The organism is Streptococcus halitosis (genome assembly GCF_003143695.2).
Lineage (GTDB): Bacteria > Bacillota > Bacilli > Lactobacillales > Streptococcaceae > Streptococcus > Streptococcus halitosis.
Window position 1 is genome coordinate 23799 of sequence record NZ_QEMY02000003.1, and the last position, 17885, is coordinate 41683.

Here is a 17885-nt window from a genome sequence, read left to right on the forward strand (position 1 = left end):
CTCCATTTCCATTACAGAAATTTCATCACTACTATGGCTTCGGCTGAGAGCCTGCCCCAGCCATTGTTGTTCAACGAAGAATAAGTTGATAACGACAATAGGCGAGGGTACTTCTTATGATTAGTTGTTACTACGTCTTATTTACTCCCATGAGACCTCACGGGATAAGTCGTACAAAGAAAAAAAGCAACGATTTTACGCTGCTTTTTACATCATGGATATTGATTAGCTATCAAAAAATAAAATGGTTCACCTATTTAGCTTACTCAATCAATCTTCAAAGTAATCCTCTAGAAGCAAGTTGTTATTTAGAATGCATAACTTTTTAAAATGTAATCTTTCTTGAAAATATGTGTCATGACAAACCAAAAGTATCGAACCTGGATAACTTAATAAGAATTTTTCTAGTGCATTAAGTGAGGTAATATCAAGAAAGTTTGTTGGTTCATCTAAAATAAGAAAATTTGAATCGCTCAGAAGGACTGATGCAAGTTGGCCTTTAACTTGCTCACCCCCAGAGAGCTTGCCAAACGGAACAAATATTTTATCAAATTTTAAATCTAGCATTGCAAGAAAGTTTATAATTAATTGTTTATTATGACTACTTGTTTCATATATATTATCAAAGAGTGTTTTATCTTGGTCTAGTGTATTTAATTCTTGACTAAAATACCCAATTTTTAAACCTTTTGAAAAATATCCATCTATTTCTTGATTTACTATACTTTTTAATAATGTAGTCTTTCCAGATTTATTTCTTCCAGTTAACAACCATTTTTCTCCAAACCTCATTTTTATTTGAGGTATATAAAGATCTATAAAATTTGTACTTAGCTTGCTTTCTTTTAATTCGATCATTGTATTAGAAGAATACTCTAATGTGGAGCTTATTGTTTTAAACTTAATTTGTGTTTTAGGTGAAGGTCGGGAAGGTGCAGTCAATCTACTTAATCTTTTTTCAATAGCTTTGGCTGATTTGGCCATGGCTTTTTCTTGACTATCGTAGCTCCCCATTTTTGAACGCGCTTTCCAGTCTGAGTTGCTGATTCTATTAGAACTTTTCTTACTAATTTTTTTTGATCTTATCTTTTTATTTTCTAATTCTTTAGTTAACCTAGCCACCTCATTGTTATATTGAGCAATATTTTTCCAACATTGCTCTTCTATTTGATTTCTTTCATTTTCAAATTCCGTAAAATTTCCTTTGAAAACTCCTATTTGACTCCTTTCAATGAAAACAATTTTTTCTATAATATTGTCTAGTAAAAAACGATCGTGACTAACCAAAATTATTGTACCATCAAATTTCGATATTCTATGAATTAACCATTGAACATTATGCTGATCCAAATGAGATGTCGGCTCATCTAAAATTAGTATAGAGGGTCTTGAAGAAAAGGCCTCCTTTAATAACTTTAAAGAAATCTCTCCTCCTGATCCATCTCTAATCTCCTTAACTTGAGGAACATAAGCAATATCTCCATTCACTGTTATCATACCTTTGTAATCAATATCTTCCTGGATAATCATTCTTAGCAAAGTTGTTTTTCCTACACCATTACTCCCCACAATGCCTATCCGTTCACCATGATGAAGAATTAACTCAGGTATTTGAAGGATATGTCGTGAATTAATTTGTTTTTCGATATTTTTCATGCGGAGAACTTCCATATCAGCTCCTATATTTCAAACTATTCTTCAGCGTACATTGACGATTGCATTTTATACAATTTTCTATAATACTCATCCTTATTCATTAACTCATTATGAGTTCCGAATGAATGAATTACACCGGATTTTAACACCAAAATTTTATCAGCAAATTTTACACTCGCAAGTCTGTGGGTAATATAGAAAACAGTTTTTCCTTGTGTCAATTGCAGAAAATCTTGAAATAATTCATATTCTGCTTTGGCATCAATTGATGCCGTCGGCTCATCTAATATTAAGATTGGTGCATTTGAAAAAAACGCTCTGGACAGTGCAACTTTCTGCCACTCCCCGCCAGATAATTCTTTCCCACCATCAAATTTTCTTCCCAAAACTTGGTCTAATGACATATCTTTCATATTAAACCGACCTTTATCAAGCGCTTTAGTTATATCTTCATTTTTAAATATCCTAGATAAATCGGACAGTGCAACATTCTCTCTTAATGAAATATCAAATTTAGAAAAATCTTGGAAAATTGAAGTAATCTGCTTTCTATAATCTGTCAATTCATATTCTCTAAGTGACTTATTGTTTACTATTATATCACCCGAATAGTTAGGATAGAAAGCACATAGCAATTTGACTAGAGTCGTTTTTCCAGCTCCATTTTCCCCAACTATTGCAATTTTCTCTCCCTCAGCTATTTTAAAGCTAACGTTACTTAATACCAAATCAGAATTGTTTGAATAAGAAAAGTTAACATTTCTAAATTCTATGATATCATCACCAAAATTATTTTCAGTTTTAGTAATTGGTACTTCTGTACTTAGCTCATCTTCAATTTCAATAAACTTAAAAAAGTTTTCCATGTAGAGGAGAGTGTCATAGAGGAGTGAACTATCTTCTACAAGTCTAGCCATACTATTTATTGAGTAGATAATACTAGTAGAAAACACAAAAATAACACCTAAATCTAAAATACCTTTTTTGATTTGAATAATAACATATCCAAACATTAAAATTATGACGATACTATTAAGAGTTATAAATAAAGCTGAATTGGTAAATTTTTTTCTCCGATCAACTTGGAGCTTGTCAGTTATTGATGTAAATACATCTGTATATTTTGTAATAAAAAAGAAATATAAATTATAAAGCCGAATATCTTTAATGTGATTGTTACTCAAAAGAACCTGACTATAATAATCTAACTTACGAGATTCTTCACTATTAGACACAAGTGTTTCAAATGCCTGTTGCTGGATTCTATAAGCTATGATACCTTGTGGAATCAATACAACAAACAGTAGTAAACTTACTAGTATATTCACAGAGCTAACCATTAACAGCATAGAAGCAAATACAATTGCATTGGAGATAAGGCTAGTTCCAAATACTAATAAATTTACTGGACGCCAACTTGCTTCTGAACTAAGCAACTGTATATCGTTATAGAATTCGCTATCTTCAAAATAACTAATATTCTGTAATCTCTCTGATTTACGCATCAACTCCGTATTTAATTGATACGTCAATAAATCAGTCATGCGACCTTGTATCATCACGAGCAGTGGGGATATTAGATTGTTAAGAAAGAAAGATACCCCCCAAACCGCAATAAGCATAGTAAGATTTATGGAATTCAAAGAGGATATTTTATTGACAACTATGTTAGTAATAAAAATACTGATAGAAGGAAGAATAGATTGTATAGGAACCATTAAAATCATCCACAACATTATAGACTTTGATGTTTTCCACACAAAATTCAAACTTTTTAGATATAAATTTAAATAGTTAAATATTTTTTCCATGTTCAAACTACCTTTTAATAAAATTTTAGGCTAGAATAAACTCTAGCCCAAATTATATAAGTGCATACTTTAATTTCTAAGCGTTTAGCCAGAATACAACAACACAATACTAATTAGCTTGTGCACTTAGTTGCACCTCTTCAGCTTGTAATCTCCAATTAAATGGCATACAATAAGTTTCATACAATCTTATGACTTCACTATTTTCCAAGTTAGATTGTTCTAAAACATGGTATCTATCTCGCATACTACCACCTTGGTCTTGAAGAATACATTTCTGATACGGTGCCAAAGTAAACAAAGTAAATTTATTTCCTAACTCATCAAACTCAAATACTTCAACGGGTTTATCATATGAATAATATACATCTATATTATTCGCAACCATTTCAATAGTAACTTGATTATGACCTGTATAACAACTTGTTCTATATTTAGCTCCTGCTTCAATTGTCTGATAAGAAGGAATAACATGAACATGTCCAAAATGAACTGGAATTACTCCCTTAACTGTCATTTCTAAACAGAATTGACTTTCAGGTGCAAGTCTATAAATATTTTCATATGAGTCAGTAATCTCAACAAATGAATTATTTGTATCAACTAGGGCATCCGCACCAAGAATCATCCCTGCTTCAAGCGAATAAACCTCATCTTGATATCTCACAGTTGCATCACTGCCTGAGACATACCTTACAATACAAGGATTGTTTCCTTTTTGGAAATCACCAATTTTTGTGTAGTGACGCTCATGATTTCCGATATCATCAATAGTAGTATATAAACCAACAATATTATTCATTATAATCCCTCCTAATATGTAAAAATGTATGCACTCCTATCCCAAATAATTAATCAGCCTTCCCAACATCAAGACCATTGGACTTCTTTTGTGATTGCACTCGAATCTCCAATTGTTTATTCTTCTGAATAAACTGTTGGTAAGGAATTGTATTACTAAACATAAAAACACCTAGTAATGCAAATGTAACTAATTTTTTAATTCCACGTTTTTTTCTCATGCAATGAAACCCCTTTCTGTTTCCTTGTTTTTATTCTAACACATATATATTATTTAGTCAATCATTTTTATTACATTTTGAACTTTTTTTTTTTTTTATTACCATAAAGAATTATTCATTCCTTTAACTTGCTATTTTGAACTAAAAATTTTATAATGAAATTAAGCAAATAGGAAGGTTTATTATCTTTAATGAATACACTAGCAGAGAAATTCAGATTGAAAAGAAAAGAGTTGAGACTCTCCCAACAAACTCTTGCAGAAGGAATTTGTGAACAAAGCCAGATTAGTAAAATTGAGAGAGGGCATTTCATTCCCTCCGCAGACCTTTTGTTCAAACTCTCACAACGACTTGAAGTACCATTAGATTATTTTTTTAATGAACAAATTGAAATTAAATCTAACATCTCTAATTTCAAGCAGTTATCTGCTCGACTATTAGATGACAGAAATTATGACGATTTGGAATATATTTATCGAATAGAGATTGAACGAAGTACTTTTCTAACACTAGAAGACCGAACTTACCTTGAATGGATTAAAGCTATTATTGACTTCTATCAATATGACAGTAAGTGTGAGGCTATTTCTTCATTGGAAAATTTATTATTAAAAGTCTCCTCAAATACTCTGATTTATTTAAAGGCATTGAATACTCTATCTAATTTCTATTCCTTAGTGGGTCGTGAACAAGAATATGAGGCAAACTACTCTCATTTAATGGAGTTATATCAGACAAAAAATTTTGAGCATCAAGAGTTTTTATTTGGCTACATCAGAGTTCGTTACAACTACGCGCACTACCTAGTGTCAAAGGAAAAATATAACGAAGCCATCCAAGAAGCTCTTGAGACGATTGAACTCTGTAAACAAAGACAGACAAGCTACCAACTAGCTCCCCTACTTATTCTTGTAGGAAATGCTGGAGCCAAATTTCTAGACAAAGAACAAGTCAAAAATTATTATATAGAAGCAAGAGAGCTATGCAAGATTTATAACAATCCTTTAATGTTGATGAAGATAGAAAATTATTTGAAAGAATTAGATACTGTTTAGTTAATCTTGACATTATGGATTTTCTGAAACGTTAAATAACCTGTAAGGCTGATAGTGAAATTAATACTATCAGCCTTATAATTTTTCCATGGTATCTCAAATAACTATACTGATTTTGTTTCCCGTTCTAATTTGGTAACATTTTGATTTCTTGTATTATCAAGTATATTGATAAAATTCTCTAATCTCCTAACCTTATATTCGTAATCATCTATCCATTTAGTCATAAATTTTTGATTTTCTTCGATTTCTTTCTCCACCTGCTCCAGTTTGATAGCTGAAGTCAGGTTCATCTTGGCATAGTCATATTTTGCCAGTCTTCTATTTTCTGGGTCTAAGTTGTTGAGATTGATTAAGACCTCTGCTACCTTGTTTAGATGAGCAACCTTATCCTGCAAATCTGTAATGATCAAATCCAGCTGGGCGATTTCCTTGATTAACTCATCTTTGATTTCCTGGTAAGACTGATTGTTAAGGTCTAATTCGATAAGAAGATTCACCTCTGCGATTTTCTCTTTGAGGTTGGCAATGGTTGGCCGCCTACGTTTAGGGATATGCGTGCTGTCGTGAGTAAGTTGACGGATTAGTTCACGCCCTCTCATGTAACGATTGAGGTCTGAACTTTCTTTGTTAAAGATGAAAAACTGGGCGGTCTCTCGTATAAAGACATGGTAGGACTTGTCTTGTTCGTTCTCATGAATATCCAAGTTTCGGTTTGGGATAAAGACCAAGCCGTCTTTTTTGACACCGTAATTCATCTTGATGAAAAGACCTTCCTTGACCACCTTATCAATCTGATACTCTGCTAGGACAACTTCAAACTCCTGAATCTGGTCATGTTTCTCTTTGAACTCCTTGTAGGCTGTTAGGAGTTCCTCACTTGAGAGTTTATCCTTGTCCTGATCTTCTTGATAGGTCTTCAAATCATAGACAAAGTTAGTCAAGTCAGACTCTGTTATGCTTTCTCTTTGGTCAAAATAATCCTCAAAAAACTGGACATCGTACAAATTTTTCGTACTGACCTTTTTATTCTCTATAGAAATGGTTCGACCGTTCTCAGTCAAGGTAAAGGTCACATGCTTTTTCTTCAGGGAGATTGTCAGGTTTAACTGCTCTGCCATTTCCAAAAGATGAGAGAGGTCACGGGCTCTAGGCAAAAGAAAATCCAATCGCTGCTCAATGGTTCGTGTCGCAAACTGCTCTCGGAAATAGTCCTCGGTGTAGGGCTGTCTCTTATCCAGCTGCTTACCGCGAATGACCTGTTTTATCTCTCGGTCAGTCATGAGGAATCTGGCGTGCTTGTGGGAAAAATCCATCTCCACGTTTAGAGCAGGAGCCTTGGCCAAAAAGTCCTCAAAGTTTTTGCTGTGTTTCATGAGAAAATAAAGCCGTTGCTTGAGTTCAAACTTATGATTGGTCTTGCGGTAAGTCTCAAACTTCTCGTGCGAATAACGGTTAGGCTGGATAATCGTTGCCCCTGCTTCCTTGGCCAAGCGGTCAGAAATCATGCGAAGGTTTCTCTCTTGAGCGTAATCCCATTTGAGCTTCTTGTCAGAATTGAGGTCGACAGAGTTTATCAGGATATGATTATGCACATGGTTTCTATCTGTGTGTGTTGTCACGATAAAACGAAAGTTTCCACCTGTCAGTTCCTTAATGGTCTCGTAGCCAATGCGGTTGATTTCCTCTGGTGTCAGCTTATCATCAGGCGAGAAAGACTGGATCAAGTGATGGGCATGGATTTTAGTTTGTTTGACCTGTTGGCGGTCGTTTCTGGAATCGTAGAGCCTGTCATTGTTAGTTAAGTTGGCCTCATACATATCCACCATCTCCTCATAACTAGGAAAAACCAAATAGTTCCTCATGCCAAAATCAGAAACCAACTTCAACTGCTCCGTCTTTTCAGGATTGAGAATATACTTGATGAGGCTCTTGCGATACTTGGTGCTGTGAACCGCAAAGTGCTTAGTGACTACCATAAAACTCCTTCAGTTGCTGGCATTTAATATTAAAGTCACTTTCAACTTCTTTAATCAATTGATCAATGCCCTGTACCAACAACTCACGGTCACATGGTTTTAAGATGTGAGTCTGATTGACCGTCCGTGCAATTTGATTAAGGTTGTTTCCGATACGTTTCAGTTCAAAGACCAGATCTTCATAGTTGCTAGTGTCAATGGTTAGGAAGGTCATGTTAGGGTTAAGCAAAACTTTTCTAGCATAAGCAGAGAAATTTTTACAGCGACTCTGTCCGATACGGTCGTACAAGGTCGCAAGTTCCTGGTCTGTCAGAAAAACTTTTTTAAGATTAGTTCGGTAACGATTTTCCATCCCTAACCTCCCATGTACTTGTCCCGAAAGTCTTGACTGAGTGGGATAGTCTGGTTAACTTCTGCTATTAGCTCCTGTACGCAGGTCAAGATAATCCGTAGGTGCTCTGCCGTGACTTGGTGGCTTTGTTCAGCCAAGATAGTCACCTGTAAAATATCTCGGCTGATTTGTTCAATCTTTTGGTATTGCCAGAGGGTAAACCAATCCGTCATTGACTTTCTTCCCTCGATTGCATCAAGTAGCTTTTGACGAACAAAGGGAGAAAATTGCTCTACATGTTCCTGTTTCATCAGCTTCTGAATCTGTTCCAGCTCCTCTGGTGTCAGATTTATTTCCTTACGGATAATGCGGTATTGGTCTGTCATCTTGTCATACTCCTTCTCTACTTGCCTCTATCGGGTCATCCCCGATACCGTATGGGATACGGGTGCTTCCTAAAAGCCTCAAAAGGTTCTTTTTCGGCTTTTGCGAGCTCAGATATTGTGTCCACAATATCCCAAAAATCATATCGTCAGCCTATCAAAACCTTCTAGTTTTGACAGCCAACGATAAGATAACTTGGTGACTTCGCCCCCAAACCCCCATAGAAAATCAAAAATTGACTTTCTATGAATGATATTAGGATAACAGGGAAGATTTGGAAAAGGTATCACAGCTAATATAGTTATGATTGACTTTCTCTGATTCTATGATAAAATTTCTGTAAACTAATATTTGGAGAAATAAAAATGCTGAATCTAGATCAAATACATTTACTATTGAATACTCACGAAGATGAGTTTCATGATTTTAAGCAAAAATGGCATCATTCTAAAACTGAATTGGTGCGTGATATCTTAAATTTTGTCAATACATCACATCACGAAGATTGTTATATCATCTTTGGAATTGATAATATTACTTTAGATATAATCGGTGTAAACAATGATGATAATAGAAGAAATGAAGAAGATCTAACAGATTTGCTACATAAACTCTTTATATCAACAAATAATCAAATTAAAATTAGCATACAAACTGAAACTATAGACAGCAAAGAAATTGACATCTTAATTATTCATGATACAGATAAAGTTCCTGTATTTTTAACAAAAGATTATAAGCCTAAGAAAGATACTGTATTACCAAAAGGATTAATATATGCTAGAAATGGCACTATAAATACTCCTAAAGACTCCTCTGCTCCTTTTGAGTTAATAAATAAGTTGTTTCAAAAGTTTAATCATACCGACTTAAATATCAAAGAGCAGTATTTTCATGTTTTAAAAGACTATAAAAATTGGTTCTTCATTGAAAATGAAGACGGAAGATTTTTTATTTATAATCCTAATCCCGATTTTTATATTAAACTTACCGACGATGATGCAAATCGTTTCAAAACTATGCCTTATAGTTTAAATCAATACCAAACCAATGTTGATTGGCAATTGGTACAACTTCGTTATCGACACCTTACAATTATCGACTTTATGGCTTTATATTTAGATCAGGGAAATTGTCTCGTGCCCTCCCCTGATTTAGAAAGTTTTGAATGTGGTTATTCTGACACTATTTATTACCACTGTTTATACAAAAATACTTTAAAATACCAATTGCTGAAAGTTTTATCTTCAATATCTGGTCTCGAAAAATATCCTTTAGATAGATTTAAAAATAATATAGTAATTTATGATGATAAAATAGAATTGGAAAAGACTCACAACTTAATAAAAAATAATTTTTCAACAGAAGAGATAATGAAGCAACTAGTCGTTTCAAAAAAAGATTTGAATTTGTACTTTAAAAAGGCGAAACAAAAAAATCCTGACTATAATAGTCAAGAAAATGAGAAAAACTTAACTGAACTAAACTTAATTAAGTTATTAAAAAGTTTTCAAAAAAGTATATCTTGATAATCTACTATCACATTTTCAACTACTCAAACATGCAATACAAGGCATAGGAATTAGTTTATTTAAAAAAACTAATTCCTATGCCTTAATCATTATTAATTAACAACATCAACTAAACTGGATTGAATTAGTAATGAATAGATTTCATTAATATTTCTATTGTTTTGCGACCTATTATTTCTCAATTTACAGTATGTGAATATTAAGTGACTTTTTGCTCTTGAAAGTGCGACAAAGAACGCACTTTTATCTTCTTCTGGTTGATCATTAAAACTCCAGAATGCAGAATCCTCCAGCCCTAAAAAATAAACTGCCTCATATTCTAATCCTTTACTTTTGTGTATAGTCATGATTGAAATTGAGTTTTCGCCTTTGAAATTAGATATTATATCTATCCATGCACCTTGTGATTGAGAATACTCTTCATATAATAGTTTTGAAAACTTATTGATGGTGATAAACAAGTCATTTTTCCCATTGTACATTGGAAAGTTGGAAATAATTCTTTTGTCACCTATTTTTTCGATAATACAATTAATTAAATTTAGCATCCTGTCTTCATCGGGAATAGGATTTGAAATTAGGTAAGTAATATCACTAACTATATTGTCAATCTCCTTATAGGATTTTGCTAAAATTAATTCATCAGTAAATTCATCTATTCCATTGATATTTCCATAAAAATTACTAAGATTTTCCCAAATTAAAGGATCTCGTTTTCCTTGACTGCATGATATTAAATCTAATAATAGGTTACAAGTAGGGTCTTTTAAAAGCTCTTGATATTCATTTTCAATTCTTGCTTTAATCCCTTTACTACTTAATGTAGTTATCAATTTTGCACTATAATCATCAACCTTCTGTTTTGCTAGGATACAAATTTCTGATGGTCGTATACCTCCTTGAATTTTTGATTCTATATCATTTGCAATTAACTCAGCTTCTAAACTTTCATTTTCAAATTCAAATAATGTTATTTCACCCTCTTGAAATTCTGGATAATTATTTGTCTGAATAGAACTGTGATTACTATTTAATATCTGATGAACCTCTTTTTGAAATTCTACAAGTTTAGGTACAGAGCGGTGATTCATCAACAATTGATATTCATTTGAATTAAAGTCTTGAATATAGTCTGGAAAAATATCAGGATTCGCACCTGCCCATCTCATAATGGCTTGCTTATTATCTCCAACTGCTGTTAATTTACAAGACGAACCTAAAAAACAAGTTTTTAATAAATTATACTGGGCATATGTAGTATCCTGAAATTCATCTAGAAATACAAAATCGTATGTCATTTGAAGTGCTTTACGGATGTATTCGTTAGTAGCTATTATTTGAGTACTCAACTTTGTTATTTGCCTATACAAGAGAACCGGCTTATTATCTTGTGTTCCATTTAGTAAATCCTTTTTTAATTTGTGAGTATTCCCGTCATTAAGTATAATATTTTCGACAAAATTTCTTATATCTGACATTCTCCATCCATTAACATTAATTCCATTCATAGAGAGTAGTTCTTTTATAGTATCCCAATCTTCAATCAAATAATCTCTTAATGGTCGTATATCCTCAGGTAGAACATCTCTAAATTGGTCTAAAATTCTCTTTTCAAAAGCCGAATAGGTTAATGAGGTAAAACGAGAAGCATACTCATCACCATAACGTTTCTTAACTCTTTCTTTCAAATTTGATGCAGCATCCGTTTTGAAACTTAATGCTAGAATTTTTTTCGGAGAAACGCATTTATTTGTAGAGAATAAATAGTCTAACTTTTGAGCTAGTAATTCAGTTTTCCCCGCACCGGGTCCAGCAATGACTAAACAGTTAGTCACATCTTTGACGGCTCCTAATGCAGTCTCTTCTAAAATGATATCTCCTTTAGGAAGCCACTCCTCACTCTTCACCATGTTCAATATCTCCAAGTAATTCTTCAGCACGGTTAACTATTTTTGCAAATACAGGGGGTAGATTTCTTGTTAATTCATCATCACTAATAGATGATAAAAATTGCATATGAGTTGTTGGCTTTCCTCTACCTAAAAAGAAATATTGATACCAAATCATTAATTCTTTCTCTTCTCTAGTAAAACTATCCCCCGGTCCACTCTTATCCTTTAAAGTAGCTATCTTTGCTTCTTCTATACGTTTTTCGAGACCTTCTAACTGCAATTTATTAATACAATCCAAATCAGTTAATTTTACTTTTTTACAATTCCCGCCTGAATCAGCATATGAAATGACTGGTCCTTCTTTCGAAGATAACATATCCAGATAATATTCCCTATAATGTTGTAACATTAAGAAGTCAATATCAAGCGGCGTAGAAAAGAACACATTGAACTTTTCTAACATTTTAATCCACCCCTCAAGCAACTGATTATCAGGTCTATCAATCTTCCAGTCCTTTATTTTATCAATCTCATCATCATCTAGAACTCGTGATTTTTGAGATTCGGTTGCTACAGTAACAAGTTTTTCTTTAGCAACCCCATTTAGTATCAATTGTTTTATTGCATATTGAATTCTTCCCCAGCCACCTCCATATCTTTCGTTATCGAAATCTAATAAGGTAATATGAGGAATTCTGAGAGCGTTCAATAATTTCCACAAATAATTAACATGCCTACCTCCTAAAGGAACTACTGAAATCTGAGAACTATCAATTTCCAGTCCAAGTAAATCAAAAAACTTTGGTAATAGCAGTTCCTCACTATCACCTTCACCCAATACTACTAATTTTGCAAAATATAGTTCAGGATAGGCTTGAATTGCTCCCTTAATGTATTTATAAGACTCATCACTCGATTGAGGTAACTGTATATCAGAAACAATGGTTTGAAGAACACTGTCATTATTTTCTATTCTTAAATACCTCAAATCTTCTGGGTCGATTCTTTTTACAATAACTGGAGAATGTGAAGTTAAAATTACTTGAGAGTTGTCATTATTGCCTAATTGCTTAAACCTTTTTATCAGTTTTCCAATGTGATGTGGAGCAATATGATTTTCTGGTTCTTCTATTGCTAAAATAGTTAGTATTGGAGGTACCAACTTAAATCTTGGATTATCAGGATTCTCTTCACGGTCTTTGGTAATTTCTAACTCAATATCAAGTATCGAATCAACAAGTGAAAAATAAAAAATAGATCTTAGTCCATCTCCTAGATCTGAAACTGTAAATGCTTCTTCAGTGGTTGTTGGTGAAAATTTTAAGGCAATCTGTCTAAGTGCTGCCGCCATCTCAGAAGAATTAATAATCAACTCTGCTTGAGAAAAACGGTTATCTTCATGATATAATTCCCATGATTTCTGAATCTCATTGTTGATCTGAATTAATGCTCCATTTTCAGATAAAAATGTGTTATTCAACTCATCAATTTTATCTTTAATTTCATTTATCTCATCTTTAGTCCAATTTATACTATTTACCAACCTACTTAACATACTACCTGAAGCATTACCCAACTCCTTCTCAGGTGTTCTTGAAGCTGGTACATAAAGTACCCTAATTTTATCCAAATCTTTTCTAGGAGCACGATGTTTGTCTTCATCTCTAATAGTATCTTCATCAGATGAAATATAATAAATTTGAGTATCAATACTTCCTTCAACTGTTCCATCATCTTCCCAGGAAGATTCTAATCTGATTCGTAAAAAAGGTTTTGCACCATCTTGAGAAACTGTAAAGTGCTCGAAAAATGTTGGAATGGCTGGTCCATAGACAGTTCCAGCAAGTTCATCAAACTCAAAAATAGTTTCTATAAAAAGATTTCTTGTGTTTTCACCAGGTCTTAACCCTTTTGGTAAATGAAAATCACTTTTTCGAATGATTCTATCACTTTGTTTATCTGAAAACAACTTACTCAATGACTGTAATACAGTTGTCTTTCCTGAACTATTATTCCCTATCAGTACAGTTTGATTATTAAAGTTAATTTCTTGACACTCCCCAAAAGATCTAAAATTATTAATAACCATTTTTGTTAACTTCATTACTTGTCCTCGTTTCCTAAATTCAACTGTTTTAATTTTAAGTGCTATTTTCCACCTTCAACATCTCTTCCTCAACCTTACTCTATTACCCAAAAAGGCATCATTGAAGAGTGACAGAAGCTTAACCTTGATCTATTTTTGAAGCATAGACACATCTTCTATAAATTCTGTTGAAATGGTACTTGTTCCGTTTTTATAACAGCTAAGGGCTATTGCATAAAATTTATACAATTCGAGCAAATCTGTTTTTGTCAGGCCATGTGTCTTTAGTAGAATTTTATATTATTACCAATTATAGTATGCTACTTTTACTTGATAACACTATTATAACATTTAAAAATAAAAAAACATGTTCTAAATTAATAGAAAGTATAATTCTAAAATTAGAATTTTTCGTGATAATTCTATAAAATGCTACTTTTCTAATAAACTTGTACTTATTTCCTTCAAACTACACAATTCTCTAGTTGTTGTAAGTTTGTAATTGACTCAAAAGTATTCGATATAATTTCAAAACAGTGTTTTAATTTATAGTTGGCCAATATCATCTAATTTTAACTAAAAAAATCATTATACAAATCAAAATACTTAAGATGAATTTATGGTATACTAGTGATAATAAATAGTTATCGGTAGGAGAGAGATGAAAAAACTAAAAAAACAATTTATTTCTGATTTTAGTGCGGCAATGTTAGAAAATAATGCAGCAATTTTTGCTGGTGCAGGACTTTCTGTTCCCTCAGGTTATGTAAACTGGAAAGAATTATTACGGCAATTTTCTGATTCGATTGGACTAAATATTGATAAAGAGTATGATTTAATTTCAGTTGCACAATATTACAAAAATTCTGCACAATCAAAAAATCAGATTTCACAAAAATTAATACAAGAATTTACAAAAGACTCTAAAGATAATAATTTGCTAACACTGTTAACGAGCATGCCTATTGAAACTTTTTGGACAACTAATTATGACCACTTAATTGAAGATAATTTGAAGAAAGCTGGAAAACGTGTAGACATCAAGATTGATAATAATGATTTGTCAATTACCCCTCCAAATATTGATGCGACTGTCTATAAATTTCATGGAGATATTTCTAGACCCTATGAGGCAATATTGACTCGTGATGATTACGAGAGTTTTGATAAGAGTCACAAACTTTTTATTCAAACACTTCGCGGAGATCTGATTAGTAAAACATTTGTATTTGTAGGATATAGTTTAAATGATCCAGATATTCAGCAAATTCTAAGCAAAATTAGATTATTAATAGGAGAAAATATTAGGATGCACTATTGTTTTAGGAAAAATTTGACCATTGATATGTTTGAAAATTCCCAAGACCCTGAAAGTGAATTAGAATACGGAAAGATAAAACAAGAGCACGAAATAAATGATTTAAAAAGATATGGTATTCATACTATTTTGATTGAAGATTATAATGAGATTGATGAACTATTTAATCAATCTTATAAGTTATGTTTAACTAATAGTGTATTTATTGCTGGAAGTTGTAGAAATTATGGAGAATGGGATGAAGATAGTGCTACTGAGTTCCTATATCTTTTAGGATATAAATTAATTGCTAATGAAATTATAGTAGGTAACGGTAATATAGAAGGTGTAGGACCACAGGTGATTAATGGCGTAATGACCGCTATTAATGATAAAAATCTTGATATTTCGAAATATCTAAAAATTAAAACTCTCCCATTAATTAAAGGTAACGATAAACATATTGATAGTTCGGCAAAGAAAAGATTCCAAGATAATATGATATCAGAAGCAGGTATAGTTATATTTGTCTTTGGAAATCAATACTATGACGGAACTTTATCTAACTCCAAGGGAGTACTAGAAGATTTTGACAGGGCTATAAAGCAAAATAGATTTATTATTCCCGTAGGTTCAACTGGTTGGAGCTCTTTAGAAGTATACCAAACACTTTTATCTGAAATTGATAAATATTCTTATCTCACTCCTTTTCTAGATAAGCTACTGATAGAAAAAGATCCTGAAATTTTATCTCAAACTATTATTGATTGCATTAAGCACATCAGAGATGCTTACATCATGGATAAACTTTAATAATAAATCAGTATATAAAGGCTTTTTAATTTAATAAAAACAGAAGACTCACCATTTAATTTCAATTCGGTGAATCTCTGTTTTTTAGTTTTATATGTTTAATGTTCTCTAAGGCTATTTTGAACATTTATAGAAACGTCTTAATATATATCTCTTGGATGATTTCCAATATTTTAAAATGGTACTCCCCTTGGAAATCTTTCCTAAATAAACGTTCTTTTAATAGTCTAGTTATTGCGATACAAAACAAGATTTCATGTGATAGTTTAAAATTCCCCAACCGTTTTTGTTTTCTCAAATATTGAGAGAAGTTATCTAGGATAAAAATAGCATCAATACTATTTAAAGTAGTATGTCGAATTTGTTCTAATAAAAAATTACCAACATAACTGTCAATTGAAAAATTAGAAATATTTTTGCAAATAATATTGTTCAAATGCAGCAATATAAAGCGATCTACGATATAATCAGTTTCTTTTAACGATGATACCGTTAATAAATTATAATTTTTTAAGAAAGTATATTCATTAGGAATATCTTCTTTTTTTATTTTATACAATATTGGAAAAAAAGGAATCCTTTTCTGCACAGCATAATCTAGCTCTTTTATACACCATGCTTTGTTAAAGAATGTTTCATCGAATATAAAAATAATTCCATAATAATCAGCACTTTTATCGAGTACAGTATATAGATTATCAATTATTTCATCTCCAATGTTAATTTCAAATTTGTCAATCCAGGTTTTTAATCCTATTTCATTTAACGTATTATTCAGATTATTTACAAATTCGTAGTAAATATCTCTTGAATAACTCATGAAATATTGAAATTCTCTCACATCTCTCTCCTACCGATAACTATTTATTATCACTATACAATGCACTCAAATAGGTTTATAATAGCATGATTATTGATAAAGGAGATTTTTATGGATTATAAACTTATTTCTACTTACTTAGATTATTGCAAAACTCATAAGCGTTTGAGTTCACACACGATTCGTGCTTATAAGAATGATCTTATGCAATTTTATAACTCAGACTATGATAATGTCGAATCCTATATCGAAGAGTTGACACGATCTAACATAAAAACGAATACATTAAGAAGAAAAATTGCTTGTATGAAGGTGTTTTATAACTATCTAAAATACCAGAACATAATTGAAGAGAATCCCTTCAATCAATTGCGCTTTCAATTTAGAACTGAAAAAGTATTGCCTAAAACAATTCCGTATGATATTCTGAAAAGCATTTTTATATACTTAGAACGGAAAGTAATTGTATCTAAAACTGACTATCAAAAACAACACGCTGAAAGAAATCTACTAATTATTTCACTATTACTTTCAACAGGCATCAGAATTTCTGAACTTTGCCACATTCATCTCAAAGACATTAATCTGTCCAATAAGACACTCCATATTATAGGAAAAGGTAAGAAAGAACGTATCCTATTTTTAGGAGATCAAAAAACATTCAATTTATTAGAAACATATATAAATAAAACAAGAAATGAATCCAATGATTTCTTGTTCCCAGGGAAACATTCGCCTAAACCATTGTCAGAGCAAAGTGTACGTTTAATTTTAAAGAGAATCGTTGAACAAAATAGCTTATCTAAAACTATTACACCACATATGTTTAGACATAGCTTTGCAACAATGCTTCTAGATAATGATGTAGATATTCGATATATTCAACAAATTCTTGGACACAGTTCTATATCAATCACACAAATCTATACTCACGTATCTCATTCAAAACAAAAAGAAATACTTAGTTCTTTCAATCCTATGTCAGTGATTCATTCTGAAATCGAGTAAGAGACATTTCGAAGGTTACAGTTTACTTCATCTTAAATTAATGTTTGTAGTTCGACTTTAGTTAATAGATTTTATACTCAACAAAAGCAAAAAGCATACAAAACTCCACTTTGAATCAGCATTTATACTATATTCCGTATTAAGAACTCCATAATTGTTTTTCTAAAATATAACTTTCAAGTATCCTTAAATATAGATG

At 31.9% G+C, this 17885-nt stretch carries 14 protein-coding genes; 4 read left to right on the plus strand and 10 right to left on the minus strand.

The features are described from left to right. Positions 1-270: 270 nt before the first annotated feature. The 4 genes from DB729_RS07415 to DB729_RS09540 all read right to left on the minus strand — a co-directional run bounded on the left by DB729_RS07415 (position 271) and on the right by DB729_RS09540 (position 4489). On the minus strand, positions 271-1656 hold the full coding sequence (locus DB729_RS07415; RefSeq protein WP_165442247.1) for an ATP-binding cassette domain-containing protein: 1386 nt from the start codon (positions 1654-1656) through the stop codon (positions 271-273). 35 nt (positions 1657-1691) lie between these two features. After that, entirely contained in the window at positions 1692-3200 is a 1509-nt protein-coding gene (locus DB729_RS07420) for an ABC transporter ATP-binding protein (RefSeq protein ID WP_244201076.1), read from the minus strand. 376 nt (positions 3201-3576) lie between these two features. Further along, complete coding sequence (locus DB729_RS07425; protein ID WP_049536414.1) at positions 3577-4269, minus strand: hypothetical protein; 693 nt, start codon at positions 4267-4269, stop codon at positions 3577-3579. Between the two features lie 49 nt (positions 4270-4318). Then, positions 4319-4489, minus strand: a complete 171-nt coding sequence (locus tag DB729_RS09540) for a PhrA family quorum-sensing system peptide (protein WP_001227862.1) — start codon at positions 4487-4489, stop codon at positions 4319-4321. Positions 4490-4680: 191 nt separating this feature from the next. Between DB729_RS09540 and DB729_RS07435 the strand changes: the two genes are divergently transcribed. Continuing rightward, positions 4681-5544 (plus strand): helix-turn-helix domain-containing protein, encoded by an 864-nt coding sequence (locus DB729_RS07435; protein WP_109289510.1) that lies wholly within the window; start codon positions 4681-4683, stop codon positions 5542-5544. A 104-nt stretch (positions 5545-5648) separates the two neighbouring features. Here the strand turns inward: DB729_RS07435 and DB729_RS07440 are convergent, their stop codons facing one another. From DB729_RS07440 to DB729_RS07450, 3 genes are read right to left on the minus strand one after another with little or no spacing between them, the layout of a single operon-like run. Beyond that, on the minus strand, positions 5649-7523 hold the full coding sequence (locus tag DB729_RS07440) for an SAG1250 family conjugative relaxase (RefSeq protein WP_109289509.1): 1875 nt from the start codon (positions 7521-7523) through the stop codon (positions 5649-5651). After that, a complete protein-coding gene (mobC, locus tag DB729_RS07445) occupies positions 7510-7875 on the minus strand; it encodes a plasmid mobilization relaxosome protein MobC (protein ID WP_109289508.1) in 366 nt (121 codons plus the stop codon). Before mobC ends, DB729_RS07440 begins: the two co-directional genes overlap by 14 nt. Positions 7876-7877: 2 nt before the next feature. Then, entirely contained in the window at positions 7878-8240 is a 363-nt protein-coding gene (locus tag DB729_RS07450; protein WP_049536423.1) for an SAG1252 family conjugative relaxosome accessory protein, read from the minus strand. Between the two features lie 363 nt (positions 8241-8603). Here DB729_RS07450 and DB729_RS07455 point away from each other — a divergent pair, with 363 nt between their 5' ends. Beyond that, positions 8604-9767: an ATP-binding protein gene (locus DB729_RS07455; RefSeq protein ID WP_109289507.1), complete on the plus strand. Its 1164-nt coding sequence runs from the start codon at positions 8604-8606 to the stop codon at positions 9765-9767. A 95-nt stretch (positions 9768-9862) separates the two neighbouring features. On the opposite strand, the gene DB729_RS07460 is transcribed toward DB729_RS07455, so the two are convergent. Together DB729_RS07460 and DB729_RS07465 are read right to left on the minus strand one after the other, a co-directional pair. After that, on the minus strand, positions 9863-11680 hold the full coding sequence (locus DB729_RS07460) for a UvrD-helicase domain-containing protein (protein WP_109289506.1): 1818 nt from the start codon (positions 11678-11680) through the stop codon (positions 9863-9865). Beyond that, on the minus strand, positions 11667-13766 hold the full coding sequence (locus tag DB729_RS07465) for an ATP-dependent nuclease (protein ID WP_109289505.1): 2100 nt from the start codon (positions 13764-13766) through the stop codon (positions 11667-11669). Before DB729_RS07465 ends, DB729_RS07460 begins: the two co-directional genes overlap by 14 nt. Positions 13767-14409: 643 nt before the next feature. On the opposite strand from DB729_RS07465, the gene DB729_RS07470 reads away from it, so the two are divergent. Then, on the plus strand, positions 14410-15858 hold the full coding sequence (locus tag DB729_RS07470; protein ID WP_109289504.1) for an SIR2 family protein: 1449 nt from the start codon (positions 14410-14412) through the stop codon (positions 15856-15858). Between the two features lie 127 nt (positions 15859-15985). On the opposite strand, the gene DB729_RS07475 is transcribed toward DB729_RS07470, so the two are convergent. Next, positions 15986-16699, minus strand: coding sequence for a toll/interleukin-1 receptor domain-containing protein (locus DB729_RS07475; RefSeq protein ID WP_109289503.1), 714 nt, complete (start codon positions 16697-16699; stop codon positions 15986-15988). A 90-nt stretch (positions 16700-16789) separates the two neighbouring features. Here DB729_RS07475 and DB729_RS07480 point away from each other — a divergent pair, with 90 nt between their 5' ends. Continuing rightward, positions 16790-17686: a tyrosine-type recombinase/integrase gene (locus tag DB729_RS07480; RefSeq protein WP_109289502.1), complete on the plus strand. Its 897-nt coding sequence runs from the start codon at positions 16790-16792 to the stop codon at positions 17684-17686. Positions 17687-17885 lie beyond the last annotated feature (199 nt).

Bases quoted from the DNA above. Each gene is read 5' to 3' on its own strand.
- DB729_RS07415 (WP_165442247.1), bottom strand. From the start codon at position 1,656: ATGAAAAATATCGAAAAACAAATTAATTCACGACATATCCTTCAAATA.
- DB729_RS07420 (WP_244201076.1), bottom strand. From the start codon at position 3,200: ATGACTGATTTATTGACGTATCAATTAAATACGGAGTTGATGCGTAAA.
- DB729_RS07425 (WP_049536414.1), bottom strand. From the start codon at position 4,269: ATGAATAATATTGTTGGTTTATATACTACTATTGATGATATCGGAAAT.
- DB729_RS09540 (WP_001227862.1), bottom strand. From the start codon at position 4,489: ATGAGAAAAAAACGTGGAATTAAAAAATTAGTTACATTTGCATTACTA.
- DB729_RS07435 (WP_109289510.1), top strand. From the start codon at position 4,681: ATGAATACACTAGCAGAGAAATTCAGATTGAAAAGAAAAGAGTTGAGA.
- DB729_RS07440 (WP_109289509.1), bottom strand. From the start codon at position 7,523: ATGGTAGTCACTAAGCACTTTGCGGTTCACAGCACCAAGTATCGCAAG.
- mobC (WP_109289508.1), bottom strand. From the start codon at position 7,875: ATGGAAAATCGTTACCGAACTAATCTTAAAAAAGTTTTTCTGACAGAC.
- DB729_RS07450 (WP_049536423.1), bottom strand. From the start codon at position 8,240: ATGACAGACCAATACCGCATTATCCGTAAGGAAATAAATCTGACACCA.
- DB729_RS07455 (WP_109289507.1), top strand. From the start codon at position 8,604: ATGCTGAATCTAGATCAAATACATTTACTATTGAATACTCACGAAGAT.
- DB729_RS07460 (WP_109289506.1), bottom strand. From the start codon at position 11,680: ATGGTGAAGAGTGAGGAGTGGCTTCCTAAAGGAGATATCATTTTAGAA.
- DB729_RS07465 (WP_109289505.1), bottom strand. From the start codon at position 13,766: ATGAAGTTAACAAAAATGGTTATTAATAATTTTAGATCTTTTGGGGAG.
- DB729_RS07470 (WP_109289504.1), top strand. From the start codon at position 14,410: ATGAAAAAACTAAAAAAACAATTTATTTCTGATTTTAGTGCGGCAATG.
- DB729_RS07480 (WP_109289502.1), top strand. From the start codon at position 16,790: ATGGATTATAAACTTATTTCTACTTACTTAGATTATTGCAAAACTCAT.